The sequence below is a fragment of the Paraburkholderia kirstenboschensis genome (assembly GCF_032806925.1).
GTDB lineage: Bacteria > Pseudomonadota > Gammaproteobacteria > Burkholderiales > Burkholderiaceae > Paraburkholderia > Paraburkholderia kirstenboschensis.
Genome location: NZ_CP136513.1, coordinates 3,848,686 through 3,874,028, shown reverse-complemented (window position 1 = coordinate 3,874,028; position 25,343 = coordinate 3,848,686). Strand labels below are relative to the sequence as shown.

Here is a 25,343-nt window from a genome sequence, read left to right as displayed (position 1 = left end):
CTGGCCCGAGCCGGCCGAACGTTGAGATAAAGCTTCGGTGGTTTGCGCGGCCCAGCAGGTCATGCCTGCTGGGCCGCTTGTTTTTCTGGGGTGGGCTTCATGAGACGGGCCAGATCCTCTTCCTTGCCTGTGCGGTCGTTACACGAAACGTAGATCACGGCGACACATCGGCGCGGCTCGGGCCGTGTCAGCTGGCGTCAAACGCGGCGTTCGTTTCCAACGTTTTTGCTATACTCTTGCCCTCGCTCGCGTAGCTGGATATGTGAGCAGCTGCCTCCAAATGTGGGCGCAGCGAGCAAAAGATCAGGGGCCCGGTCCGCCCCGTAAAGCTATCCGCTCCCTGTAGTTCAATGGATAGAACAAGTGCCTCCTAAGCGCTAGATGCAGGTTCGATTCCTGCCAGGGGGACCAACCCGCTTCAATACCTCTCACGGCATTTCGGAGCGCCTCACACGCAACGCCTAAGTTGCGCACAGGCTCTGCCGTCCCACGCGTCCTCACAATGAGGCGCTTGCCAATTCTGCTCACTGGTCCTTCGAGCCATTGGTACGACGCGAGCCCGACGGCGACCGACGCCAGCAGCACGACCCCACAGACCATATCGCCAGGCATACGACGTTGCCGGTCGGGACACGCTACGAGACGGGTCCGCAATGGCGTACGAACAGCATCGGCTTCGTCGCAGCAGAGTCTTCACTGCCGGCCCGATCAAAACGACACGCAGTCCGGCGCGGACCGCCTTCAAACTGGCGAACGCCTAGACCCGCTTCGGACTGTCCAGTCCCCGAACGACAGCCGGACGCGCGACGAACGCTGCCAGCACGCGCCTAACGTTCGGAAACTCCTGTATGCCGACGAGCTCGCCCGCTTCGTAGAAACCGATCAGATTGCGCACCCACGGGAACGTCGCGATGTCCGCGATCGAATACTGATCGCCGAGAATCCACTCGCGCCCTTCGAGACGCTGCTCCAGCACGCCGAGCAGCCGTTTAGATTCGGCGACATAGCGATCGCGCGGACGCTTGTCTTCGTACTCCTTGCCCGCGAATCTATGGAAGAAGCCAAGCTGCCCGAACATCGGGCCGATGCCGCCCATCTGAAACATGACCCACTGGATCGCCTCGTAACGGCCGGCGGCGTTCTGTGGAATCAACTGGCCGGTCTTGTCCGCGAGATAAATCAGGATCGCGCCGGACTCGAAGAGCTGCAGCGGTCTGCCGTCAGGTCCGTTGGGGTCGATGATCGCGGGAATCTTGTTGTTGGGATTGAGCGACAGAAATTCCGGCGTCATCTGATCGTTCGTGTCGAAGCGCACCAGATGCGGCTCGTAAGGCAAGCCGGTTTCTTCGAGCATGATCGACACTTTGACGCCGTTCGGCGTGGGCAGCGAATAAAGCTGAAGCCGGTCAGGATGCTCAGCGGGCCATTTCTTCGTGATCGGGAAATCGGACAGATCTGTCATGTGATGGTGTAGCCCTGTGCGGAATCGCGGAAAAAATGGCATTGGGCGGCAGAGATTCACTGGGGGACCAGCCTCGGCTGTGCCAATGCGGAGGCCAAATATAAACCGAGTCGGCCCAACGCGTGCGGGACGCCGGCATGTCCGCGGTTCAGTCGGCGCTCACCACAAGTCCTTCGTCGCGCCGCCCGCGCGCACGTCATAGCCTTCGCGCCACAGCGCGGCACCCACCGTCAACAGCAGCGCCCTGTGTTCGACGTCGAGTTGCTCCCACGTCGACGCGAGCCAGCCTGCAAAGCTGGCGCAAGTCTCGTCGAGATCGACGGGCGCTTTGCCCTCCAGGTACTGCCGTTCAAACATCGAAAGCACTTTTTCCGGTGTCATTGGCGCGGCCTCCATGTTGGATGCAGTCAGTCTAAAGGCCCCGCGCCGCGCACGGCACGTTGGAAGCGCCGAACCCGGGTTACTCCCAGGCCGGCCAACCATCGCAGCCAGGGAACCGGACACGCCGGCCGCAGACCGGGCGCGTCCGGTGCCAGAAACTTCACATGACACCGCAAATGAGAAAAGGCGCCGAAGCGCCTTTTCCTTACGACCGCATCGAGCCAGATTTACGGGGTGTTGCGCTTGGCTTCGTCCTTCGCGTCTTCCTTTGCGTCGCCGTAGCTCTTCTGCACCTTGCCCGCGCCCTGCTGGAGATCGCCCTTCAGTTCCTTGGCGGGATTGTCCGTCGCCTTACCCACGGCTTCGTTGATCTTTCCCTTGACCTGTTCGCCCACACCTTTTACCTGGTCCTTGTTCATGTTCGGCTCCGTTTATTTGAATGCCGACGCGAAATTGCGCCAGTAACCCCGTTGAGCAACGGCCATGCCCAGGAGGCGACGGGCTGAACGCTCGGCAAAAACCGGCGCCGCACGGCACGACACCATGAAGCCCCGGAATTTTTTTCATCAAAGGGCTAAAGTTTCCCTCCAGGCTGCCGTAATAGGTGCCATGGAGGAGCCATGGACCGCAAACCCATCACCCTGTCGGCATCATCGAAAGCCGGTTTGATCGACGGCGACATTACACATATCGCTCGCGCGATGCGGCTGTCGCTGCAAGGCGACCTGGCTGGCCCTATTCTGCCCCCCACCTACTGGCGCGAGCGTCTTTACAAGCTGCTCGACACGGGCAGCCTGACGCACCCGCAGCTGTGTGCGGTGGACAGTCTTCTGTTGCAGCTCGACCAGTTCGAGGCGCAGCCGCCTCTTCCATGGGACGGACTCACGCCCGCCACCGCTGCATTGTTTCCACCGACGCACGAAGCCGGCGCCGGACATCCCGCCTAGCGCGGCGCTCACCAGCTTTCCCCGACTTCGGGCTCCGTGATACGGGAGAAAAGCGGCGGGCCGGCGCGTCATCGTCCTTCACGCTATAAAAAAACGGCCGCGAACCATGCCGCGGCCTTAACACGTCGCAACGCAGGGACTTCGCGTCACGCTGCAAGCGTACACATCCAACTGTGACAAGCGCATTTCGCCGCTCGCCGCTCCGGCGCGGCATATCGCGCCCCAAAATTCCTGGACAGGCGGTTATCGAACGGTCAAAATGTCCGCCAAAATTCCCAGCGAGAACAAGCGACATGACAATGGCCACACGGCACGACCTGCTCTTACAAGCGTTGCAGGTCTACAGTCAGGGAGAAATCGCGGCGCGCTGCGGAAAAGACGTCAGAACCATTCGCCGCTGGAAAACGGACCAAAGTTGTCCCCGCATCGCCGAAGCGGCTTTGCGTGAGATGCTGCATACGAGTGCGCGCAAGGCGCTCGCAGAAAGCCGGGCGGATTTCCAGTTCATCGACCTTTTTGCAGGCATCGGCGGGATTCGCCGGGGCTTCGAGGCGCACGGCGGTCAATGCGTGTTCACGAGCGAGTGGAACGAGTTCTCCAAAAAGACGTACCGGCAAAATCATCCGGACGCCGACCACGTGCACGAATTCATCGGCGACATCGTCTCCTTTGCAGAAGATGCGGTTCCGCCGCACGACGTGCTGCTCGCGGGCTTCCCGTGTCAGCCCTTCAGCATCGCGGGTGTGAGCAAGAAAAATTCGCTTGGCCGTCCGCATGGCTTCGAGTGCACGACGCAAGGCACGCTCTTTTACGACGTTGCGCGCATCATCGATGCAAAGCGCCCGGTCGCGTTCCTGCTCGAAAACGTCAAGAACCTGCTGTCGCACGATAAAGGCAACACCTTCAGAACAATTCTCGAAGTGCTGCGCGACGAGCTGAAGTACGACGTTCACTACAAGGTCATCGACGGGCAGCACTTCACGCCGCAGCACCGGGAACGAATCGTCATCGTCGGTTTCCGCGAGGAGACCGAGTTTTCGTTCGACGATCTGCGCTTACCGGCTAACGGGCCACACCTTGCGTCGATTTTGCACAGGACAGATGGCAGCGAGCCTGTGCTGCCGCACGACGGCGAGCGTTTCTTCGACCCCGTCCGCCGCAAGGTTCAGCCGAAGTACACGCTCACGCCGAAACTGTGGGCGTACCTGCAGGCATACGCCGACAAACACCGCGCCGCCGGAAACGGCTTCGGCTTCGGACTGGTCACGCCGGCCAGTGTTACGCGCACACTCTCAGCGCGCTATCACAAGGACGGCTCGGAGATACTTCTCGCGCAAGGCGAAGGCGAGCGCCCCCGCCGCTTGACGCCGCGTGAATGCGCGCGTCTGATGGGTTTTCCAGACGACTTCGTGATCCCCGTGAGCGATACGCAGGCGTACCGTCAGTTCGGCAACAGCGTGGTGGTTCCGGTCATGCACGAAGTGGCGCGCATCATGACGCCTCATGTCAAAGCGCTGCTTGAGGAAGATCGCGAACCGGCGTCAACAGAAGTGCTCCTGCGCGCGTAGCCATTCGGGCAGCGAGGTTTCGTCGCGCAGAGGCTGTGAATTGGAGCGCCCACAACGATCAGTTACCCGAATCAATCGCCGCTTATCGAGGAGCCACCGCATGAGTCGACACGAGTCCCGTCCCGCAGAGCCAATGGCGCTAGTCCACGTGAGTTCCCGACAGCCAGGTCTGCAACACGCCGTGAAAGGCTAGCAATGGTCGATATCGTCGACAGCGCGACGCGCAGCCGGATGATGTCCGGCATTCGCGGCCGCAACACCAAGCCCGAAGTGCTGATCCGCAGCCTGCTGCATCGGCAGGGCTTCCGCTTTCGTCTGGATGCGCGCGATCTGCCGGGACGCCCGGATATCGTGCTGCCCCGCTACCGCGCCGTCGTGCTCGTGCACGGCTGCTTCTGGCATGGCCACGACTGTCATCTTTTCAAGTGGCCGCAGACGCGCCCCGAATTCTGGCGCGAGAAGATCGGCCGTAATCGCAGCAACGACGACAAGGTTCGCGCCGCTTTGCTTGCCGACGGCTGGCGCGTCGGCGCCGTATGGGAATGCGCTTTGCGAGGCGCCAATCGCGATATCGAGGGAGTCCTGACGCGGCTCGTCGAATGGTTAAGAAGCGACGCGCCGAGCTTCGAAGAGCGCGCATAAATGCCGCCCCAAGCCACGCGCTCTGCGAGCGAACCGAAAGCCCGCGGTGATACACTCGATTGGCTACCCCGAAGCGCGTCGTTAGCGCGTCGAGCGCCATGCTTGCGCCGCGCTGCAACTGCCCGCTTCGGCCATCGAAGACCCACAAGAAGGGAGGCACACAATGGCTGATTTCCGTCTCTGGTCCGACGATTTCCCCAACAACGGCTTCATGCCGAAGGCGCACGAACACAACGACAAGGCCTTCGGCGTCGATGGAGAAAACATCTCGCCTGCGCTGCAGTGGGAAGGCGCGCCGGCTGACGCGCAGAGCTTCGCGCTCACCGTGCACGATCCCGACGCCCCGACTGGCAGCGGATTCTGGCACTGGGTAGTGGTGAACATTCCCGCCGACGTGCGTTCGCTGCCGCGCAACGCCGGCAAGGCCGACGGCTCGCTGCTGCCGCAAGGCGCGCTGCAGGTGCGCAACGATTACGGCACAGTCGGCTTCGGCGGTGCGGCGCCCCCGCGCGGCGACAAGACGCATCGCTACATCTTCCGCCTGCACGCGCTGAGCGTGCCGCATCTGCCGATCAATGCCGAGACTACCAATGCCGTCGCCCGTTTCATGACGCATATGAACGAGATCGACTCGACGACGCACACCGGCCTCTACGAACTCAAGTAACGGCGTAACGGCGAGCATGCGATGCCGCGCCGCCAGAGCGCGGCGCGCACGTGACATGGGCGATGCCGGGCGCGCTCACCTATTGCGCACCGGCATCGCCGCGGCTCGCGCGAACCGTTTTGCAACAGCACGCATTACCCACGGCTCGCCGTCCGACCGGCGGTTTGTCCAAGGCACAACCAACAACCGATGCACGCACAACCATCGCGCAATGGCGGCGCCGTACCGCCCGAAGCAGAGCAGACAGTCGCTCCCGACAGCGCCGCTGCGTCCAACTCCGAACACGGCCTGCCGACGCCGCAACGCTATTGGGCGATGCTGGTCATTGCGCTCGCCCTCACGCTTGCAGTACTCGACAGCGCCATTGCCAATGTCGCGCTGCCCACCATCGCGCGAAACCTCCAGGCGAGCGCGGCCGGCTCCATCTGGGTCATCAACGCGTATCAGCTTGCCATCACCATTTCACTGCTGCCGCTCGCGTCGCTTGGCGACCGCATCGGCTATCGGCGCATCTATCTCGGCGGCCTGATCCTGTTCACGGTGGCGTCTTTCGGCTGCGCGCTCTCCACGTCGCTGGCCACGCTCGCGATCGCTCGCGTCGTGCAGGGCTTCGGCGCGGCGGGTGTCATGAGCGTGAACACGGCGCTTGTCCGCATGATTTATCCGCCGACGCAACTCGGGCGCGGCGTCGCAATCAACGCGATGGTGGTCGCGGTGTCCTCGGCGGTGGGACCCACGGTGGCCTCGGGCGTGCTCGCCGTGGCCTCGTGGCCGTGGCTCTTCGCGATCAATGTGCCGATCGGCATCGCGGCGATTGTGGGCGGCTTCAAGGCGCTGCCCATGAACCGCGGCCACGATTCGCCATACGATCTGTTGAGCGCGGTAATGAACGCGTTCGTATTCGGCCTGCTGATTTTCGCAGTCGACGGTCTCGGGCACGGTGAGCGGCTCGGCTACGTCGCCGTCGAATTCATCGGCGCGGTGGTGATCGGCTACTTCTTCGTGCGGCGTCAATTGAGCCGGCCGGCGCCGCTGCTGCCGATCGACTTGCTGAGGATTCCAATCTTCGCGCTGTCGATCGGCACCTCGGTCTGTTCGTTTTGCGCGCAGATGCTCGCTTTCGTGTCGCTGCCTTTCATGTTGCAGGACACGCTCGGTTTCTCGCAGGTCGACACCGGCCTCCTGATGACGCCATGGCCCGCGGTCATCATCATCGCTGCGCCGATTGCCGGCGTGCTGTCGGACAAGGTGTCGTCAGGCTGGCTGGGCGGCGTCGGACTGGCAGCCATGACGGTTGGATTGCTGCTGCTCGCCACGCTCGGCGCGCATCCCGATCCCGTGCAGATCGCATGGCGCATGGCGTTGTGCGGCGCCGGTTTCGGCATCTTCCAGTCGCCGAACAACCGCACCATGCTGTCGTCCGCGCCGCGCGAGCGCAGCGGCGGCGCGAGCGGCATGCTGGGCACCGCCCGCCTGACCGGGCAGACGCTCGGCGCGGCGCTGGTCGCATTGATTTTCGGAGTGGCGCCGCACAACGGGCCAGTTGTCTCGCTGTATGTGGCCGCAGGTTTTTCCGCGGTGGCGGCGGTGGTCAGCACCATGCGCGTCACGCACCAGGCCAACGCGCGGCCGGCCTGATCTTCATTTCTGCAAGGCCAACGGCAAAAGGGCACGGATCGCTTCGAACGATCCGCGCCCTTCTCTTTTCTTCGACAACCTCGCTCAGACGTGACGAACGCGCGCGGCCCGGCGAGAGCCGCGCTGCCGCAAAACTCCTATGACGACGCCGTCACGTCAGCGAGCTTTACCGCTTTGGCCGTCACGGAAGACGCCGTAGCGACGTTGCGCAAATCGCCGAGGAAGGTATCGCGCCACACGGACAAGTTATTCTCGCGCATCGGCGCCATCATGTCGGCATGGCGGGCCTGGCGCTCGGCGAGCGGCATCGAAAGCGCACGTTCGAGCGCCTCGGCCATCTGCGAGAGATCGAACGGATTGACGACGAGCGCGCCCGGCAATTGCTCGGCCGCGCCGGCGAATTGCGAGAGCACCAGCACGCCCGGATCGGCCGGATCTTGCGACGCGACATATTCCTTCGCGACCAGATTCATGCCGTCGCGCAACGGCGTCACATAGCCGACCTGCGATTGACGGAAAAGCGCCATCAGCAGATTGCGCTCGTACTTGCGGTTCAGGTACTGGATCGGGGTCCAGTCGAGCTGCGCGAAGCGGCCATTGATACGCCCCGCCTCGCCTTCCAGCGTCTGACGAATCCGCTGATAGGTCTGAACGTCCGCGCGCGTCGGCGGTGCGATCTGCACGAGCGACACACGCCCGTGCCATCCCGGCGCGTTCAGCAGCAGGCGCTCGAACGCCTGGAAGCGTTCGACGAGACCCTTCGAATAATCGAGGCGATCGACGCTCATGATGAGCTTGCGGCCGCGCATGCCGTCACGCAGGCTGCGCACCGGCTTGCGGTCGGTGAACTGCTCGGCGGCCTTGGCGATCGCGTCCGGATAGATGCCGATCGGATACGCACCCACCTTCAGAAAACGGTTGTAGGCCTGAACCATGCCGTCTTCACTCGACGTGCCGTGATGGCCGCGCTCGATGAAATCGACGAACGACTGGCGATCCGCCTCCGTCTGGAAGCCGATCACGTCGTAGCTGCACATTGCCTTCACGAGTTCCTCGTGCGGCGGGATCGTGCGCAACACCTCGGGGACCGGAAACGGAATGTGCAGGAAGAAGCCAATCGGGTTCTTTACGCCGAGATCGCGCAGGCAGCGCGCGAACGGCAGCAAGTGGTAGTCGTGAACCCAGATAATGTCGTCGGGCCTGAGTAGCTCCTTGAGCTGCTTGGCGAGCGTCGCATTGACGCGCTGATAGCCCGCATATTCCTGCCGATCGTAACGCGACAGGTCATTGCGATAGTGAAACGTCGGCCACAGCGTCGCATTCGAAAAGCCGCGGTAGTACTGGTCGTAGTCGCGCTTGGTCAGGCCAACGGTCGCGTAGGTCACGTTGCCTTGCTTCTCGATCACCGGCGCCGACGGTTCGCTCACCGTCTCGCCGCTCCAGCCGAACCAGACTCCGCCGGTTTCCTTCAACGCATCCAGCACGCCGATCGCCAGGCCGCCCGCTGCGGGCCGCCCTTCCTGGGTCGGCGCAACACGATTCGATACCACGATCAGTCTGCTCATTGGTGCTCCACCTAGTTCAGTTGTTTCGTTGCATACGGACATGTGCCAAAAAGGTGCATGCAAGTCGCATGCCGTTTTATCGAAAGCTGAGGATAAAAATTGTATGCAAATGTGACGTGCGAGCAGAAACCCGCAGCGCGGAAACGCCGCGAAGAACTTCCTTCCGGTTTCCTACGACAAAACGGCATCGCCCTTCTCGCGCGATTCTTTTTTGGGGAGCGAGCCTCACGCGTCCTGCTCGGAGCCTAAATCGCGCTGATAGTCGAGGCCTTCGTGGCGGACGCCGCCCTGGTTGTATTCCCCGTCAGGCGGCGCGTCGGGAGCGACGCGATTCTGCGCGGACGGATCGTGGTGGGTCGCCTGAGTGGTCGGTGCGGCCGATGAATCGGGCGCCGGCGCGGAGGACGACTCGGAAGAAGGCGGCGGAGCGTTTTTGGTCGGAGCGGGACGGCCGTCGCGCTTCGCGTGACGCGCCGAACGCCGCAGTGCTGGATGTCTCATGATCGATGCCTCCGGGCAAAGCCGCGCCGCCCAAGCAACGGCGGCATCCACAAATCGGGAGCGACGACGTAACTGCCGGTAAAACATGCGCCGCATTTGTAACATGTACACAAGTTTGCGGCGCGTGGCTAGGGCGCACCCGGCAGGCGATGTCAGAGTCGCAGAGAGATTGGCGGGCGCCAACTGGCCTGCGGAGTTTGCGTGGGCTGCGGCGGCGGGTCGCCGATCGGCGGCTCTACCGGTTCGATCGGCTGAGGACTGGGGTCGGGCACGGTGTCGGGCTCGCCCGGCGACGGCGGCTCGATCGGCTCCGGACGATGTGCATGCTTTTGAAGCGGCGACGTGGGAGCGGCAACGTGTTCCGGCATGTCAGTGATCCTCGTTATGCGTTCTATCCAAACGCAGCAAGGGTCGTGCCGTTACAGAGGCGCTCCCGGCCGAAGCGCGGGCGAGTGGACCCTACGCGTCAGCGCCGCCCAACGCGCGCGATTCGTCGGCGGAATCGTTCTCTTCACGAGCGTCGTTGCCGTATTCCACGAGGCGGTTGTACAGCGTCTTCAGGCTGATGCCGAGAATCTCGGCGGCGCGCGTCTTAACTCCGCCGCACTGCTCGAGCGTGGCCAGAATCAATTGACGGTCCGCTTCTGCGAGTGACGTGCCGAACGGGATGGTGATCGCCGTACCTGCCGCTGGCTTCGACAGCGTGATCTGCAACGGCACGGTGGCCGTGCTGTCCGAATCCGTACCCGACATGATGTGCGCGCGCTGCACGTAGTTCTTCAGTTCGCGCACGTTGCCCGGCCACGGGTACGACAACAACATCTCCTTCACTGCGGGCGGGAAATGTTTGCGCGTGCCGTGACGCTCGTTGAGTTCGTCGAGAAACGCCTGGGCCAGCAACTCCACGTCCTTGCCCCGGTCGCGCAGCGGCGGCAAGCTGATCGGGAATACGTTCAGCCGATGGTAAAGGTCGAGCCGCAGCTTACCTTCCAGCACCGCCTGTTCCGGATCGCGGTTGGTCGCGGCGATCAGGCGCACGTCCGTTTCGATTTCCTTCGTCGTGCCCACGCGCATGAACATGCCCGTTTCGAGCACGCGCAAGAGCTTGACCTGCAGCTCGATCGGCATCTCCGTGATTTCGTCGAGGAACAGCGTGCCGCCGTTCGCGCGCTCGAAATAACCCTTGTGCTGACGGTCGGCGCCTGTGAACGACCCGCGCTCGTGACCGAACATTTCCGATTCGATCAGGTTCGGCGAGATCGCGCCGCAGTTCACGGCGAGAAACGCATGCTTACGACGCAAACTCAGTTCGTGCAGCGTCTGCGCGGCGACTTCCTTGCCGGTGCCCGATTCGCCAACCAGCATGACCGAGGCCGCCGTGGGCGCAACGCGGCCGATCTGGTCGTAGACCTCCTGCATGGCCGGCGAATTGCCGAGCATCAAACCGAAGCGGCCCATGCGGCGCAATTCGCCGCGCAACGTGCCGATTTCCGCCTTCAAGTCGCCGGCACGCGGCAGGCGCGAAAGGATCGCCTTCACGCGCTGCATGTTGATCGGCTTGACCAGATAGTCGGTGGCGCCCATCTTCAGCGCGTTCACCGCCGACTCCACCGTGGCGTGGCCCGTGATCACGATCACTTCCACGCCGGAGCGCGGATCGAGATCTTCGAACAGGTCGACCCCGCTGCCGTCCGGCAGCTTCAGGTCGGTAAAGACAACGTCCGGCATTTGCCGGACGAGTTGAATGCGCGCTTCGCGCAAATCGCCCGCGGTGGCGGTGGTCAATCCGTCTTCCCCGATGATGGCGGAAAGCGCCTCGCGGGTACCTGCGTCGTCATCGACAATCAGTACATGTGGCATCGCGTCTCGAAAGCCTGCAAGCGTGGGAGAAGAGCATGCGGCGGGGCATGCTAAAAAGGGCGACGACCTCGGGCGCGCGGCCGGAAAATGCATCTCGATGTGAGCGCACGCCAACCTGCGTCAAGCACGGGATCGCCGATTCCGTTCAATATTGCAACAATACACGCGGAAAGCAGGACGTGATCGGCACTATTGTTCTGTATTTACCTATTATAAGGCTTTACTGACACAAATTAACAGTCCCGCCAAGGCGCCGCATCCCAGGGATTGCATGCGACGCCCCGGCGGAAAGCGAGCTTAACTGCTGTGCGGGAAGGGCCAGGCGTCGGGATGTGCCGAGCCGTTTGCTCCATGGGCGCCAGGGCCCGTGGTCGCCGCCAAAGCCGCACCCGACGCCGTGGATGCCGCGGGTGCGGTGACCGCGCCGCCCTCGCCTTCCCAGCGGTGCAACTCACGCCCTGTCGCGCCCTGCGCGGCACGGTTGCGCTGGACATAGCGCACCGCGAGAAAGCCGCCGAGCGCCATCAGCGCACCGAAGATACCAATTTTGGGTCGAGCCATCGTGAACTCCTTGTGGTCGTTGAACGGAGAAAGGTGGAAGTGGGCGCATCGTGCCGCCGGTCACCGTCGATAAGTCGCCAGGCGTTTGCCGGAAACCGAAAGCGCGGCAGTTGTGTTCTGCCCGGCGTCAGGAGAGGCTCGGCCGGGACCCAGCCAGGACCTGCAGTGCCAAGCCGATAATCAGCTGGTACCCGGGCGATGCCTCGCGCAATGAGCCAGTAGTTAGCGCGCCGCCAGCACGCCCAGCACAAAGCCCACGCCCGCAGCAATGGCGACCGAGCTCCAGGGGTTTTGTCGCACATAGCGTTCCGTGTTGACGGTCGCCGAGCGATAGCGCCGCTGTGCGTTATCCTGCGCATCGCCGAGTGCGGATTGAAGCGTTTCCACATGGGTGCCCAGTTTCTGGCGCAATGCGCCCACACCCTCGCCCGGCACATTGGCGGCGAGTCGCAGCATTTCCTCTGAGTCCTTGAGCAGCACCCGCAGATCCTCGACGATCTTCTGGCCGCCGAGTGCAAGCTGTTGCGTCGTGTCAGTCATCGTTTTCACTCCTCGTCTAGGGTCAGCATTCGTGCGCCGAAGCGTTAGTGGCAAAGCGCACGCATGTCGGAAGAGGGGGCAAACCCTGTGCCCGGTAACTTTAACGAACCCCACGTCACCGGACATCCGCCACAAGCATTTTCGACCGACTCGCGACGACAGTTCGTCGATAGCTGACACATCGATTGCAGGAAGCGCCGTCGAAGTGGTTAAATCGACTTTTGTGAGATACGACTTCAAGAGCTGTCTCGTTCCAGGCCTGCGCGCCGCAACAACGAACCTCATTTGCACAGGACTTCCCCGTTTATGGCGTCAATCGATGTGGACTCGCCCACTGTGTCCGCCGGCGGCAGCGCTTCCGCTCAGGCGAAGCAGCGCGTCACGGACGGCATCGCGGGACTGAAATCGTACGGCCTGCTGTACGGCTCGTCGCCGGTGATGCTCGACTTGTACCAGCAGATCGAGCGCGTCGCGAGCACCGATGCAACCGCGTTGATCATCGGCGAATCGGGCACCGGCAAGGAGCTGATCGCCCGCACGATTCACGATCAAAGCAGCCGCAAGGAGGCGCCCTTCGTCGCCGTCAATTGCGGTGCGATTCCCGACGAACTGATCGAGGCCGAGCTGTTCGGCCATGAAAAAGGCAGTTTCACCGGCGCCGTTCAAGGGCGCATCGGCTACTTCGAGCATGCGAACGGCGGCACGCTGTTCCTCGACGAAGTCACCGAAATGGCGCCCGTGCGTCAGGTGAAACTTTTGCGCGCGCTCGAGACCGGCACGTTCTATCGCGTGGGCGGCAACGAGTTGATCAGCGGCAACGTGCGCGTGATCGCCGCCACCAATCGCGACCCGGCCGTGGCCGTCAAGGAAAACGGTCTGCGCGAAGACCTGATGTACCGGCTCGCGGTTTTCCCATTGCGCGCGCCGCCGCTGCGCGAACGCGAAAACGATCGCGAACTGCTCGCCCAGCACTTTCTCGCGCAGCTCAACCAGCAGGAAGGCACCAGCAAGAGCTTCAGCAAACGGTCAATCGAAACGCTGCGCACATGGTCGTGGCCGGGCAACGTGCGCGAGCTGAAGAACGCGGTGTATCGCGCGTTCATCCTCGCTGAGAAAACGGTCGAGTTGCCGCATCCGCATCTTGCGTCGAAGGTGAAGCGGCCAATCACGCAGGGCGACGCGATGAGCGTATGGATCGGCACGCCGCTCGCCGACGCCCAGAAGCAGATCATTCTCGGCACGCTGAAGTACTGCGGCGGCGACAAACGGCGCGCGGCGAAAGCACTCGGCGTGAGCCTGAAGACGCTGTACAACCGCTTGAGCGCGTACGGCGACGAAGGCGCGGAAGAAGACACCGAGCACTAGGCGCGTCGGCGCAGAACTTCCTCCCGCAATCAGTTCGCACCACCAATCAAACCGGCCTCTCGTCGAACAGAATCCGGTTTGACGTGCACCATCTTTTGCAATTTCTTGCACTTTTCCGCTGCCATTTACAAAACGCATCCTGCAAAATGCAGCAGCCCATTTTTCGACGATGGGACGAGGCGCTGCTCGTTCGGCGGCTGCCTTTGCACGCGAACGAAAGCACTTGCAAGAAGAGTAGAGACAGGGAATGCAAAAGAAAATGGTGTGGGCCGAGTGGTTGAAACCGCGCTTGAAGCCGTGCTTGAAGCCGTGCTTGAAAACCCGCTTGAAACGATCGGCCGGGCGCGGACGTCCTGATGCCGCTGTCCTTGCTGTATTGGCTGTCGCGGTCTCGTCGGCGCTGAGCGGCTGCAGCTCGCTCTATACCGAAGGCGCCACGGCCGGCGCGGGTATCGCCGGCGCCGCGATTGCGGCGCAAGTTACCAATAATGCCGCCGTTGCCACCGGCATCGGTCTCGGCGCAGTGGCAGCAGCGAAAGCCGGCGTGCAGTACTCGGAGCGTGTGGTCCACAGAAACACGCAGGACGGCATCGCAAGGATCGCCGGACCGCTCGAAGTCGGCGCCGTGGCACCGTGGAGCGTCACGCACTCCGTCCCGATCGAAGACGACGAGCACGGCCGCGTCACGGTCAGCCGCACGATCAGCGCGGGCACATTGGACTGCAAGGAAATCGTCTTTTCGGTCGACCGCATCGCCACTAAAAATGTGCCTGCCAGCAGCGCGTTTTACGTCGCGTCCATCTGCCGCGACGGCGACAACTGGAAATGGGCTTCAGCCGAACCCGCTACCGAACGCTGGGGTGCACTGCAATGACGGCGCATGCGCTTGCGACTGGAAAGCCGCTGCGTCGCCTGAGCCTGACGGCCCTTGCCGGCGCGCTGTGTGTCAGCGCGACTTTGCTGACGAGCGGTTGCTCGTCGATCGGCGCGGCAAGCGGCGCGGCCGCAGGTGTCGCGTCGGGTCTCGTCACATCGAACCCGGCGGTCGGCTTTGGAGTGGGTGTTGCCGTGCAGGCTGCAACGGACGCGGCCGTGGGCCGCTACATGCGCAGCATGCACACCGACCAGCAGAATCTGATCGCGGCGCTGGCGGGGGCAATGCCCGTCGGTGAAACGCGGCCCTGGTCGGTCAAACACACGCTGCCCATCGAAAACGGCCACGGCGAGGTGCGCGTCACGCGCGCGTTCGGGTCAGCGCTCGCGCTTTGCAAGGAATTCGTATTCTCGGTGCGGGACGGTGACGGTCCGGGCGCACACGAAGACTGGTACACCGCAAGCGCGTGTCAGCAGGACAAGGGCTGGAAATGGGCTTCGGCGGAACCGGCTGTCGAACGTTGGGGCAACTTGCAATAGAGCATGGAGCGAACGCGGCGGCAATCACTGCGCTACTAACACGGCAGAATGAAAAACGGCAGGGTCTCCCCTGCCGTTTTTCATGAGCGACGCGCAGAAGCGCCGTCGCGCTCACGACTCCACGTCTTCGAGACTGAAGATTTCGGTTTGATCGTTGTACGAGAAAATCTCGCCGTAACGGCCCCAGTTGATGACCGCGTCGAGCGTTTCCTCGGCGGCGCTGTCGGACAGAAAATCCTCGAGTTCCTGCTCGAAGCGCACGCGTGGCGCGCGGTGCCCCGGCCGCTCGTTCAGCACCTTCTTGATTCGCGCGGCGAGCGGCACGTGCCGCAACAGGTGCTCGGCGAACATCATCTTGCGTTCCTGCGTGCCGAACTCCGCGAACACGCGCGCGGGCGGGGTCAGGAAAATATCGCCTTCGCGCACGTCGGCGAAACCGAGGTGCTGAAGCACTTCAGCCACCGGGAACAGATCGTCCACCTCCAGATGCAGCGAACGTGCGATTTCCGGCATGTCCGCGCGGCCGTGATACGGTGCGGCGGCCAGCGTCTCGATCAGACCGGCCATCAGGTTGGTAGACACATGCGGCAACCAGCTGTGCAGTTCGAGACCCTTCCGGGTTTTCTCGTCCGTCTGACGCGCGGTCATCTTGGCGTAGATCTCATCGACCAGACGGCGGAACGCAGGGTCCAGACGATTGCGCGGATGCTTGAACGGCACCTTGATCTCGGCAATCACGCGGCCCGGATTCGACGACAACACCAGAATCCGGTCGCACATGAACACGGCTTCCTCGATGTTGTGCGTAACGATCAGCACCGCCTTGATGGGCATGCGGCCCTGCGTCCACAAGTCGAGCAGGTCGGTACGCAGCGTTTCGGCGGTCAGCACGTCGAGCGCGGAGAACGGTTCATCCATCAGCAGCAGCGTGGGATCGACCACCAGCGCCCGCGCGAAGCCGACGCGCTGGCGCATGCCGCCCGACAGCTCGCGCGGATACGCGTTCTCGAAACCGTCCAGACCGATCAGGTCGATCGCGGCGAGCGCGCGCTCGCGCCGCTCGCGCGCGGCCACGCCTTGCGCCTCGAGCCCGGCTTCCACGTTTTGCAGCACGGTCAGCCACGGGAACAGCGCGAAGGTCTGGAACACCATGGCGACGCCCTTCGCGGGACCGTCGAGCGGCTTGCCCATATAGGTGACTTCGCCGTCGGTCGGCTCGATCAGACCGGCGATGATGCGCAGCAATGTCGACTTGCCCGAGCCCGAACGCCCGAGAAGGCCGACGATCTCGCCTTCACGCAACGACAGATTCGCGTCGTCGAGAACGAGCAGTTCGCCCTGCGACTTGTTGAAACCGCGGCACACGTCCTTGACGCGCAGGATCTCTTCGCCGAGGCGCGGCGGCTTCGGCGGCGTCTGGATCGGCGCGGCGGTCATAGCAGCTTTAGGATTTTGCATCGCGTTATGCCTTCAATTCTCAAGAAACGCCGGGCCGCCCGAGCTTTTCATGCCCCCCGTTGGGGGCCTCGCGCGAGCGGCAAGGTCGGGGGCGCTTAGTCCAGCCGAAGCTTGGCTTCGGCGTACGCGTACATCGGACGCCACAGCAGGCGGTTGAAGAGCGTCACGAACAGGGACATCACCGCAATGCCCACAATGATCTTCGGATAGTCGCCCGCGGCCGTGGACTGCGCGATATAGGCCCCGAGCCCATGCGCCGCAACCTTCGTGTCGCCCCACTGCACGAATTCCGCGACGATGCTCGCGTTCCACGCGCCGCCCGACGCGGTGATCGCGCCCGTCACGTAGTACGGGAAAATGCCCGGCAACATGGCCTGACGCCACCATTGCCAGCCACGAATGTGGAAATTCTTGGCCGCTTCGCGATAGTCGTTCGGATACGAGGTCGCGCCGGCAATCACGTTGAACAGGATATACCACTGGGTGCCGAGCACGATCAGCGGCGACAGCCAGATGTCCGGGTTCAGGTTGAAGCGAACGATCGCGATCACGAATACCGGAAACAGCAGATTGGCCGGAAACGCAGCAAGAAACTGCGCGAGCGGCTGAATCTTCTCGGCGAGCGCGGGCCGCAAGCCGATCAGCACGCCGACCGGCACCCAGATCACCGACGCGATCGCGATCAGCACCACCACCCGCAAAAGTGTGATCAGGCCAAGCATGAGAACGTGGCCGACTTCGTCGAGCGAAACGCCGGTGCGCACGTAAATGAACACGCGATACACGACATAGACGGTGCCGATCAGGACCAGCGCGCCCCACACGATGTCGCCAAGGCGCGAGCTCTTCTGCATCTGCGGGATCTGGAAACGCGGCCCCTGCAACGCGGGCAGCCGGAACGGCACGCGCGCGGCCTTTGCGAACATCCAGCCGAGCGGCACGAGCAAGCGGTGAATCAGGCGCGTGCGGCGGATCAGATCGAGCAGCCACGATTCCGGAGCGTCGCCCGAACTCGTGGTTTCCATACGGAATTTATCCGCCCATGCGACGAGCGGACGGAACAGCAACTGGTCATACGCGAGAATCACGACGGTCATCGCGAGAATCACCCAGCCGATCGCGTGCAGGTTCTTGACGACGATCGCCTGCGCCAGATAGGCGCCGATGCCTGGCAGCGTGATCGTGTTGTTGCCGACGGTGATGGCCTCGGAGGCGACCACGAAGAACCAGCCGCCAGACATCGACATCATCATGTTCCAGATGAGGCCTGGCATCGAGAACGGCACTTCGAGCTTCCAGAAGCGCTGCCATGAAGTGAGGTGAAAGCCGCGCGAGACTTCGTCGAGATCGCGCGGCACCGTGCGCAGCGACTGATAGAAGCTGAAGGTCATGTTCCACGCCTGGCTCGTGAAGATCGCGAAGATCGCCGCGAGTTCGGCGCCCAGTACGCGGCCCGGAAACAGCGCTAGAAAGAACGTAACCGTGAACGATATATAGCCGAGCACCGGCACCGACTGCAGGATGTCGAGAATCGGCACCAGCACCAGACCTGCCCGCCGGCTTTTCGCAGCGAGCGTGCCGTAGATCAGCGTGAAGATCAGCGACGCGACCATCGCCGCGAGCATGCGCAATGTGGTGCGCATCGCATACTCGGGCAGGTTCGCGGGATCGAGCGAGATCGCCTGGGTCTTGAGCGTGGACATCGGCGCGAGCGTCTCGTGAAAGCCGATCGCCGCCATTGCGATGATGCAGATGATCAGCGGAAAGGCCACGAAGTCCCAGCGGTTGGGCAGCACCCGCCATGCCGACGCGTTGGCGGTGCGCTTCAGGTCGAAGCTGAAATCCATCAGACCCACTCCTCATTCATACAGGCGAACAAACGCGCGAACGAGGCCGCGACTTCGGCGCGGCGGTCTGACGATCGGTCCGGAAAGCGGAAATCAGGCATGGCAAAACGCGTGTGCGCGGTAAATCGTTAGCGTTGGTGACACGTGGACCAGCGACGGAAGTGCCCACGGGTAAGCCGCCCCGCAACCCAACCGTCAAGCCAGAATGCTGTCGCCGCAGGCGCCGCCCGTAGGCTGGCGAGCTTTCCTTTGTTTTGGACGGCACGACACTACACCATCCTATGTTTCAGGCACAACCTTTGAAGGCAAATCGGGGCAACTTGCAACGACCGCCTGACAACAGCCCGGTAATGTCCTGACAGTGATCTTCCGCCAAGGGCAAGCAGCCGTGCCGCGCGCCTCTTTTATGAGCACTCTCGTCGGCATTGTTCGACAAGGCCGGTGACGCTCACTGATGCCGCACTCGTGTGATTGCACTTCGCGCTGTTGCGCGAGGCATCAAGAAACCGGCGAAGCTGCCGTTAAGAGCCTGATGGGTGATGCCCATAAGATCTCATGCCTCAATAAGGGTGGCGTCTGGCCCCATGACGGTTAGAATCCATAAAGATGCACTGTGTTGGCGGTTTATCCCGGGCCAAAGCGGCGGCGCATGACCGGCCGTTCCCACAACCGCGAAACGCGGGGCGAAACAGCGCCGCGGCGCTGCCACGAATAGCTAGTTGCATGTCTAAGCCAGACGGATCAGAGGGTCGATGAACAGGACAACCTTGCGCCAGGCAACCGGCCCGATCGGCTTCGTGCTGATCTTACTGGCTTGCTGGTTCGTGGCCGGCATGGTCGCGGACCGGATGGTACAGCAAGAACTCGCCGCGACCTTGCACGCGCAGCGCCAGATGTCGGCCTCGATCGTCGACAACATGGCGGAGGTGATCGCAAGCGACCTTGCGATGTCGCGGGCCATCCCCGCAACCATGGCCGAAATGGACGTGGTCCAGAACGCATTGGTGCAATCCCGGAATTATGCCGCGAACGGCGAGACGACGGAACCCGCCCTTCGCGCCGCGTTGCTAAAAGACCCGCGAATGACCACTGTGAGCACCTTCCTGCACCGCGCGCAGGGCTTCTCCGGGCTCGATCAGGTGTGGCTCGTGAATGCCAATGGCATCTGCGTGGCCGCGAGCGATGTCCTCACCGACACGCAGGCGCCGCGCAGCTCCTTCGTCGGCGTCGACATGCGCGTGCGGGCTTATCTCACGAGCGCCCTGCTGGGCGCGTTCTCTGAAGCGTATGGCGTGGGCCGCACGAGCGGCGAGCCCGGCATCTTTATCGCCGTGCCGGTCTATGCGGATGGAGAACTCGCAGGGGCAGTCGTCGCCAAGGTAGGGATCGCGCGGCTGCGCCACTGGGTCGCCCATGCCGGAACCTTCGTCGCCGACAGTAACGGCGTCATCATCATGGCGCACGACAGCAGGCTCGAAGGCCACGCGCTGCCGGACTCGCGAGTGACCAAGATGAGAGCAGCGGACCGCAAGCTGACCTATCGCCGCGATACGTTCCCGGATATCCAGATACACGTCGACACCCAGGTGCGCGAGGCGGCGCCATGGGTGTCCCCCGCTGTCGCGGAACAGCTGTTCGCTTCGGCCGGACAGCCGGGTCCGTCGCTGTACCAGACTCGCGGCGGTCTGAACTCGGAACTGTCGGCGCATCTCGTCGAGCCGCTTCCCGCCTGGCCCGAACTGCTGCGCAACCATAAGCGCGATCATTTGCTGGTGTTCCTGACGCTGGCCGGCACCGTGGCGCTCGCATGGGTGATCACCGTCTCGTACGTGCGCGAGCGGCGTCACCATCGGGCCACACGCGATCTTGCCGAACAGCTGCAATCGGCCAATACGCTGCTTTCGGCGGAGGCGCGTCACGACGCATTGACCGGTGCGCTGTCGCGCCGCTATTTCCTCGACTTGCTGCGCCACCAAATCGACCGCGCGCATCTGGGCAACGAGCCACTGTGCATGGCGATCGCGGACCTCGATCACTTCAAGCAGATCAACGACCGCTTCGGCCATGCTGCCGGCGACCGCGCACTTGAACATTTCGTCGACACCTGCCGCGCGGAACTGCGCGGCGCCGATGCGATCGGCCGGCTTGGCGGCGAGGAGTTCGGGGTGCTGTTGCCGGCCACCGATCTTGCCGGCGGCCGCGAAGTGGTCGAACGCTTGCGTCTGCGCCTGAAGGCCGTGCCGTCGGCGAAGCTGCCCGCCTCGGTCACGCTCAGCGTGAGCATCGGCATCACCGAACTTTCGGTGGACGACCTCCCCGAACGCATCATGAGCCGCGCCGACATGGCGCTCTACGCCGCGAAGACCGGCGGCCGCGACCGCACCGAAGCACTGCCGCCTGACGATACCGCGCCGTCCGCGCGCACGGTAGCCAGCATCTGGTAACCGCGTTGCCGCTATCTGACGCAACGCAAGCCGAAGCGCCGGGCCTCCCGCAAGCAAGCAGGTATGATCGACACTGACCTTGGGTTGTCGCTACCGCTTTAACGGGAGATTCGCATGAAGGGAAATCTGGTCATCGTTTGCCGCGATCAGGATGCTGACGCGTTCGACCATCTGCTGGCCGAATACGGCGCGTTTCAAACGCGCCTGTCGTCCACCGCCTGGTATCTGAAGCTGGATGTTGCGCCAGAGGTCATTCAGGACGAGATACTCGCGCGCCTCGGCAAGTACACGACGCACTATATTTTCGAGGCGGAAACCGTGACGTGGAATACGGTGGATAGCGAAGCGGCGAATGCGCTGAACACGCTGTTCTCCGACTAGGCCGGCGCTCTGCCCAGCTCGCTTCGACGTTCTGGTTACGCACCTACGTGCCTGGCGACGGCTTTGAAGAAGGCGCGAGCAGCGGGCATCGTGCCAAGGGCGCGCAACAGCAGCGACAGACGCGGCGCAACGCGGCCGCGCCTGTGACCACGATCACCAGACGCTTTCCGAGGCCGCCTTCACCTGAGGCACGGCGGAAAACGGAAAGCTCATCAAGACCCGCAAGCCACGGCCGCCGTGGTTGCCTATCTCCCACTCTCCGCCCGCGCGGCGAACCAGCCGCTCGACGATGGCGAGCCCCAAACCGCTGTGGCCATTACCGCCGCGCGCCGGATCGAGCCGCACGAAAGGCCGGCTTGCGTTGATGAGATCCTGGGCGGCAATGCCCTTGCCGTTGTCGCTCACGGACAGCGTGAAGCCTTCCGCCGTGCGCGCGGTGGCAACGACGATCGGCGGCGCGCCATACGCGTGCGCATTGTCGAGCAGGTTCGACAGAATCCGGTCGAGCGTGGCGGCAGGAAGGCAGAACCCGGGACCCGCCCGCAAGTCGGTTTCCACGGTCGGCGCGCCCGAGGCCACTGCGCGATAACTGCGCACGACGCGCTCGCATTGCGCGTTGACTTCAACCGGTTCGCTGCGGTCCGCGCCGTCGTGCGCGAACACGAGGAACTGCTCGACGATGTGCGTCATGGAATCGACGTCGCGCACGACGCCGTCGCGCATCTTGGCTTCGTCCATCATTTCGGCGCGCAGCCGCAAGCGCGCGAGCGGCGTCTTCAGATCGTGCGCGACGCCCGCGAGCATCACCGCGCGGTCGTTCTCGGTACGCGCGACTTCCTGAACCATCTGGTTAAAGCCGTGCGTCAATTGCCTCAGCTCGCGCGGTCCGCGCTCGGGCACCGGAGGCACCGGCAAGCCGCGGCCGAACCGCGCAACCGCCTGGGCGAGCGAGCGCAGAGGCTGCTGCAACGCCCATGCGGCGAAGAGCGCCGCCATGACCGCGAACGAAAAGATCATGATGAGCCACAACACGGTGCGGTCGAGCGAACGCGGCGGTCGCAGAGGCTGGACCGGCACGACGATCCAGCTGTGGTCGGCGGTTCCGCGCACCCACAGCGTGGGCGGGCCGCCCGGCAAGCCGGCGCGCACCTGCGTGCCGGACGGCATGCGGTCGCGCACGTCTTCGAGAAAGCGTTCCAGCGGCGGCGACATGTTCGGCGATTCCGGCGGCACCTCGGCGCTCGCCGGATCGACCAGTTTCACACGCGAAGGCAACGGCTGGTCCGGGTTGCGGACGACGTGCTGACGCACCGCGTCGACGAGAAAAGTGGCCTCTTCGACGGCGTAACGCGCTTGCAGCTGGTTGCGCTCGAGGCGCATGAGCGCGTACCACGCGAAATGCGACAGCAGCAACACCGCGACGACCAGCAATGCCAGCCGTCCGAACAGCGAATCAATGGGCCGGCGCATGCTGTTCGCCGTCGGGCACGAACACGTAGCCCCGTCCGCGCACTGTCTGGATGAAGCGCGGCGTGGACGGGTCCGTTTCGAGGATGCGCCGCAGACGCCACACCTGCACGTCGATGCCGCGGTCGGTACCGTCGTACTCGGGACCGTGCAGCAACTCCAGCAGACGCTCGCGCGTCAGCGTGCGCATGGGGTGGTTCACGAAGATTTTCAGTAACGCGAACTCGCTGCCGGACAGCGTAAGCGGCTTGTCCTCCAGATGCAGTGTGCGCGACTGGAAGTCCAGCGTGAAACGGCCGAAGCTGAACGGCTCGCGCTGCTCGGGCGCGGCCGCCGACGGCAGCGTGCGGCGCCGGCGCAACACCGCCTGCACGCGCGCAAGCAGTTCGCGTGGATTGAACGGCTTGCCGAGATAGTCGTCCGCACCGAGTTCCAAGCCGACGATCCGGTCGACGTCGTCCGCGCGCGCGGTCAGCATGATGACGGGAATGTCGTCGCCCGATGCGCGCAGCTTGCGCAACGCGGTGAGCCCGTCGACACCCGGCATCATCAGGTCGAGCACGATCAGATCGGGACGCTCGCGCTCGAGCCTGCGTTCGAGCGAGCCCGCGTCGTGCAGCACCGAGACTTCGATACCCTGGCGGGCCAGATAGTCGCGCAGTAGATCGCGCAATTCGACGTCGTCGTCGACAACAAGTATTTGAGTAGCCATGGAATGAAGTTTAACGCGCGGCAGGAACGGTTTTCGATTTCAAGCAGGCCTCAAGGGTTACCGGGTGTTACGGTGAAAGCTGCACGTAATGGCCCGTAACAGCGGCACCAGGGCGCGTAACACAGCGGCCGATGCAGTTCTCTACGCTGTGTCTTACCGAATGCAGGCCGTCAACGTGATCGGATGCATCGTCGGCTATTCCATTACAGGGAGCATTACATGTCCACCAGAAAAATCTCGCGCGCCCTCGCCGTTGCCGCCACCGCTCTCGCCATCGGCGCGGGCGCAGCCTATGCGGCTCAACCCGCTCATGAGGCCCACGGCGGCCCCGGCGGATGGCATGGGCACTTCATGAATGAGCTCACGCAACTTCACGACCAGCTGAAGCTGAACGCGGATCAGGAAAAGCAGTGGCAAGCCGCGCTCGACACCATGAAGCAGAACCACGAGGCGATGCGCGCGAATCACGAGCAGATGAAGGACCAGTTCAAGTCCGCGCAGCAGCAGCCGATTCTCGATCTGAACGCAATGGCCACCGCTCATCACCAGATCGAGCAGAAAGACGCACAGTTGCGCCAGCAAACCACCGACGCCTGGCTCAAGTTCTATAACGGCCTGAACGACCAGCAGAAGACCACCGTCAGCACCGCGCTGAAGCAGCGCTTTGCGAAGATGGAATCGCGTCACGAGAAGATGCGCGAGCGCTGGCAGCATCACCAGCAGGGCGCGGCATCGGCGCCGGCTGCAAATCAGTAAGCCACGGGTGGCCGCGCAGCCATGCGCGGCTCGATACACGAAGGCCGCTCGCGTAGCCGTCTTCGCAAAACAGAAACGCCACGGAGCTTCTCCGTGGCGTTTCTTCGAGGTCTTTCCTGCTTCTATACAGCGCGATCCCCGTGAGCGCTCGCGCTTGCGAGGTCGTTGCGCGCCCAACCAACTTCGTCTGGACGGCCTGCAGCCAGCCCGCTTCAGCCTTCGAGCCGGCCGAGATCGAATAGCAGCACTTCGGCGTTATCGCCTTTTTCCAGCGTCACCGTATCTGTTTCGCTGAGCTTGGCCGCGTCGCCGGCTTGAAGCGCCTCGCCGTTCACCGTCAGCGAGCCGCGTGCACATAGGCGAGCCGTCCTTCAGGCAGCGTCAAGGTGGCCTGCTCGGCGCCGTCGATCAGCGCGGCGTAAATCGACGCGTCCGCGTGGATCGTCACCGAGCCGTCGCGGCCGTCGGGCGACGCGACGACTCGCAGCCGGCCGCGCTTATCGGCGGCCTCGAAGCGCTTCTCTTCGTAACCCGGCTGATCGCCCGCCCGTCGCGGAATCACCCAGATCTGCAGCAGATGCGCCTCTTCGTCCTGCGACGCGTTGAACTCGCTGTGCATCACGCCAGTGCCGGCGCTCATGCGCTGCACGTCCCCCGGACGGATCGTCGAGCCGTTGCCCATGCTGTCGCGATGCGCAAGCGCCCCCTCGAGCACATAGGTAACGATCTCCATATCGCGGTGCCCGTGCGTGCCGAAGCCCTGGCCGCCCGCTATGCGGTCTTCGTTGATCACGCGCAGCGGGCCGAAATGGACATGCTCCGGGTCGCGATAGTCGGCAAACGAGAAGCTGTGATACGAGTCGAGCCAGCCGTGGTTGGCGTGGCCGCGTTCGTCGGAGCGGCGAATTTCGATCATGAGGTACTCCCTGTGAAATCTGGCGATGGCCAGAATGTATGGGCTGCCCGCTCTGCGCACAATCGGCGGGAATGCACCGGATCGTTTCGCAAATCCGCGTAATCGCACGACGCCGCGGCTGATCGAACCCCGGCTGAACTCGCCTACGCGTCGCGCATACGCAACGCGCCCGCCGCCGCGCCCGTCCGAGCGCCATTGCGCACTGGCGCCGGGCCCCTGTTCGGGTAAAATACCGCGCTTTTCAACGTACAT

The 25,343-nt window shown here is 63.4% G+C and carries 24 protein-coding genes, 1 tRNA gene and 1 pseudogene; 12 read left to right on the top strand and 14 right to left on the bottom strand.

From position 1 onward, the window contains the following. Positions 1 to 336 precede the first annotated feature (336 nt). Positions 337 to 411 (top strand) — tRNA-Arg (locus RW095_RS40055). Positions 412 to 757: 346 nt separating this feature from the next. Here RW095_RS40055 and RW095_RS40050 read toward each other — a convergent pair. The 3 genes from RW095_RS40050 to RW095_RS40040 all read right to left on the bottom strand — a co-directional run bounded on the left by RW095_RS40050 (position 758) and on the right by RW095_RS40040 (position 2,262). Beyond that, on the bottom strand, positions 758 to 1,462 hold the full coding sequence (locus RW095_RS40050) for a glutathione binding-like protein (RefSeq protein ID WP_317021092.1): 705 nt from the start codon (positions 1,460 to 1,462) through the stop codon (positions 758 to 760). Positions 1,463 to 1,621: 159 nt separating this feature from the next. Further along, positions 1,622 to 1,843, bottom strand: a complete 222-nt coding sequence (locus RW095_RS40045; protein ID WP_128594563.1) for a hypothetical protein — start codon at positions 1,841 to 1,843, stop codon at positions 1,622 to 1,624. A 227-nt stretch (positions 1,844 to 2,070) separates the two neighbouring features. Further along, positions 2,071 to 2,262 (bottom strand): CsbD family protein, encoded by a 192-nt coding sequence (locus RW095_RS40040; RefSeq protein WP_317021091.1) that lies wholly within the window; start codon positions 2,260 to 2,262, stop codon positions 2,071 to 2,073. A 201-nt stretch (positions 2,263 to 2,463) separates the two neighbouring features. Between RW095_RS40040 and RW095_RS40035 the strand changes: the two genes are divergently transcribed. The 5 genes from RW095_RS40035 (at position 2,464) to RW095_RS40015 (ending at position 7,305) form a co-directional block, all read left to right on the top strand. Beyond that, positions 2,464 to 2,790, top strand: a complete 327-nt coding sequence (locus RW095_RS40035; protein ID WP_317021090.1) for a hypothetical protein — start codon at positions 2,464 to 2,466, stop codon at positions 2,788 to 2,790. Positions 2,791 to 3,083: 293 nt separating this feature from the next. Next, entirely contained in the window at positions 3,084 to 4,358 is a 1,275-nt protein-coding gene (gene dcm, locus RW095_RS40030; protein WP_317021089.1) for a DNA (cytosine-5-)-methyltransferase, read from the top strand. 195 nt (positions 4,359 to 4,553) lie between these two features. Next, positions 4,554 to 5,000 (top strand): very short patch repair endonuclease, encoded by a 447-nt coding sequence (locus tag RW095_RS40025; protein WP_317021088.1) that lies wholly within the window; start codon positions 4,554 to 4,556, stop codon positions 4,998 to 5,000. A gap of 163 nt (positions 5,001 to 5,163) precedes the next feature. Next, the gene (locus RW095_RS40020; protein ID WP_128585128.1) at positions 5,164 to 5,667 is read left to right on the top strand and encodes a YbhB/YbcL family Raf kinase inhibitor-like protein; all 504 of its coding nucleotides are present in this window, start codon (positions 5,164 to 5,166) and stop codon (positions 5,665 to 5,667) included. A gap of 189 nt (positions 5,668 to 5,856) precedes the next feature. Continuing rightward, a complete protein-coding gene (locus RW095_RS40015) occupies positions 5,857 to 7,305 on the top strand; it encodes an MFS transporter (RefSeq protein ID WP_317021087.1) in 1,449 nt (482 codons plus the stop codon). A 137-nt stretch (positions 7,306 to 7,442) separates the two neighbouring features. Here RW095_RS40015 and otsA read toward each other — a convergent pair whose 3' ends face one another. From otsA to RW095_RS39985, 6 genes are all read right to left on the bottom strand, one after another. Then, positions 7,443 to 8,870, bottom strand: a complete 1,428-nt coding sequence (gene otsA, locus RW095_RS40010) for an alpha,alpha-trehalose-phosphate synthase (UDP-forming) (RefSeq protein ID WP_128594555.1) — start codon at positions 8,868 to 8,870, stop codon at positions 7,443 to 7,445. A gap of 225 nt (positions 8,871 to 9,095) precedes the next feature. Further along, a complete protein-coding gene (locus tag RW095_RS40005) occupies positions 9,096 to 9,371 on the bottom strand; it encodes a hypothetical protein (RefSeq protein ID WP_317021086.1) in 276 nt (91 codons plus the stop codon). 152 nt (positions 9,372 to 9,523) lie between these two features. Next, the gene (locus tag RW095_RS40000) at positions 9,524 to 9,739 is read right to left on the bottom strand and encodes a hypothetical protein (protein WP_128591775.1); all 216 of its coding nucleotides are present in this window, start codon (positions 9,737 to 9,739) and stop codon (positions 9,524 to 9,526) included. Positions 9,740 to 9,830: 91 nt separating this feature from the next. Continuing rightward, entirely contained in the window at positions 9,831 to 11,231 is a 1,401-nt protein-coding gene (locus RW095_RS39995) for a sigma-54-dependent transcriptional regulator (RefSeq protein ID WP_317021085.1), read from the bottom strand. Between the two features lie 297 nt (positions 11,232 to 11,528). Next, on the bottom strand, positions 11,529 to 11,792 hold the full coding sequence (locus tag RW095_RS39990) for a hypothetical protein (RefSeq protein ID WP_317021084.1): 264 nt from the start codon (positions 11,790 to 11,792) through the stop codon (positions 11,529 to 11,531). Positions 11,793 to 12,014: 222 nt separating this feature from the next. Then, a complete protein-coding gene (locus RW095_RS39985) occupies positions 12,015 to 12,332 on the bottom strand; it encodes a DUF883 family protein (RefSeq protein ID WP_317021083.1) in 318 nt (105 codons plus the stop codon). A gap of 306 nt (positions 12,333 to 12,638) precedes the next feature. Here RW095_RS39985 and RW095_RS39980 point away from each other — a divergent pair, with 306 nt between their 5' ends. From RW095_RS39980 to RW095_RS39970, 3 genes are all read left to right on the top strand, one after another. After that, positions 12,639 to 13,697: a sigma-54 interaction domain-containing protein gene (locus RW095_RS39980; protein ID WP_317021082.1), complete on the top strand. Its 1,059-nt coding sequence runs from the start codon at positions 12,639 to 12,641 to the stop codon at positions 13,695 to 13,697. 247 nt (positions 13,698 to 13,944) lie between these two features. Further along, positions 13,945 to 14,571, top strand: a complete 627-nt coding sequence (locus tag RW095_RS39975; RefSeq protein ID WP_317021081.1) for a hypothetical protein — start codon at positions 13,945 to 13,947, stop codon at positions 14,569 to 14,571. Beyond that, positions 14,568 to 15,110 (top strand): hypothetical protein, encoded by a 543-nt coding sequence (locus RW095_RS39970; RefSeq protein ID WP_317021080.1) that lies wholly within the window; start codon positions 14,568 to 14,570, stop codon positions 15,108 to 15,110. The genes RW095_RS39975 and RW095_RS39970 overlap by 4 nt, the downstream gene beginning before the upstream one ends. 111 nt (positions 15,111 to 15,221) lie before the next feature. On the opposite strand, the gene RW095_RS39965 is transcribed toward RW095_RS39970, so the two are convergent. After that, a complete protein-coding gene (locus RW095_RS39965; protein ID WP_013338552.1) occupies positions 15,222 to 16,568 on the bottom strand; it encodes an ABC transporter ATP-binding protein in 1,347 nt (448 codons plus the stop codon). Between the two features lie 95 nt (positions 16,569 to 16,663). Beyond that, the gene (locus tag RW095_RS39960) at positions 16,664 to 18,415 is read right to left on the bottom strand and encodes an ABC transporter permease (protein ID WP_317021079.1); all 1,752 of its coding nucleotides are present in this window, start codon (positions 18,413 to 18,415) and stop codon (positions 16,664 to 16,666) included. A 752-nt stretch (positions 18,416 to 19,167) separates the two neighbouring features. Here RW095_RS39960 and RW095_RS39955 point away from each other — a divergent pair. Both RW095_RS39955 and RW095_RS39950 read left to right on the top strand, forming a co-directional pair. Further along, the gene (locus RW095_RS39955; protein WP_317021078.1) at positions 19,168 to 20,859 is read left to right on the top strand and encodes a sensor domain-containing diguanylate cyclase; all 1,692 of its coding nucleotides are present in this window, start codon (positions 19,168 to 19,170) and stop codon (positions 20,857 to 20,859) included. A 114-nt stretch (positions 20,860 to 20,973) separates the two neighbouring features. Beyond that, the gene (locus RW095_RS39950; protein ID WP_128588674.1) at positions 20,974 to 21,240 is read left to right on the top strand and encodes a hypothetical protein; all 267 of its coding nucleotides are present in this window, start codon (positions 20,974 to 20,976) and stop codon (positions 21,238 to 21,240) included. Between the two features lie 153 nt (positions 21,241 to 21,393). On the opposite strand, the gene RW095_RS39945 is transcribed toward RW095_RS39950, so the two are convergent. Together RW095_RS39945 and RW095_RS39940 are read right to left on the bottom strand one after the other, a co-directional pair. Then, a complete protein-coding gene (locus tag RW095_RS39945; protein WP_317021077.1) occupies positions 21,394 to 22,710 on the bottom strand; it encodes an ATP-binding protein in 1,317 nt (438 codons plus the stop codon). Beyond that, positions 22,694 to 23,419: a response regulator gene (locus RW095_RS39940; RefSeq protein ID WP_013338547.1), complete on the bottom strand. Its 726-nt coding sequence runs from the start codon at positions 23,417 to 23,419 to the stop codon at positions 22,694 to 22,696. The genes RW095_RS39945 and RW095_RS39940 overlap by 17 nt, the downstream gene beginning before the upstream one ends. A 219-nt stretch (positions 23,420 to 23,638) precedes the next feature. Here RW095_RS39940 and RW095_RS39935 point away from each other — a divergent pair, with 219 nt between their 5' ends. Next, the gene (locus RW095_RS39935) at positions 23,639 to 24,175 is read left to right on the top strand and encodes a periplasmic heavy metal sensor (protein ID WP_317021076.1); all 537 of its coding nucleotides are present in this window, start codon (positions 23,639 to 23,641) and stop codon (positions 24,173 to 24,175) included. A gap of 212 nt (positions 24,176 to 24,387) precedes the next feature. On the opposite strand, the pseudogene RW095_RS39930 reads toward RW095_RS39935, so the two are convergent. Then, positions 24,388 to 25,091 (bottom strand): annotated as a pseudogene (locus RW095_RS39930) (pirin family protein). Positions 25,092 to 25,343: the final 252 nt, after the last annotated feature.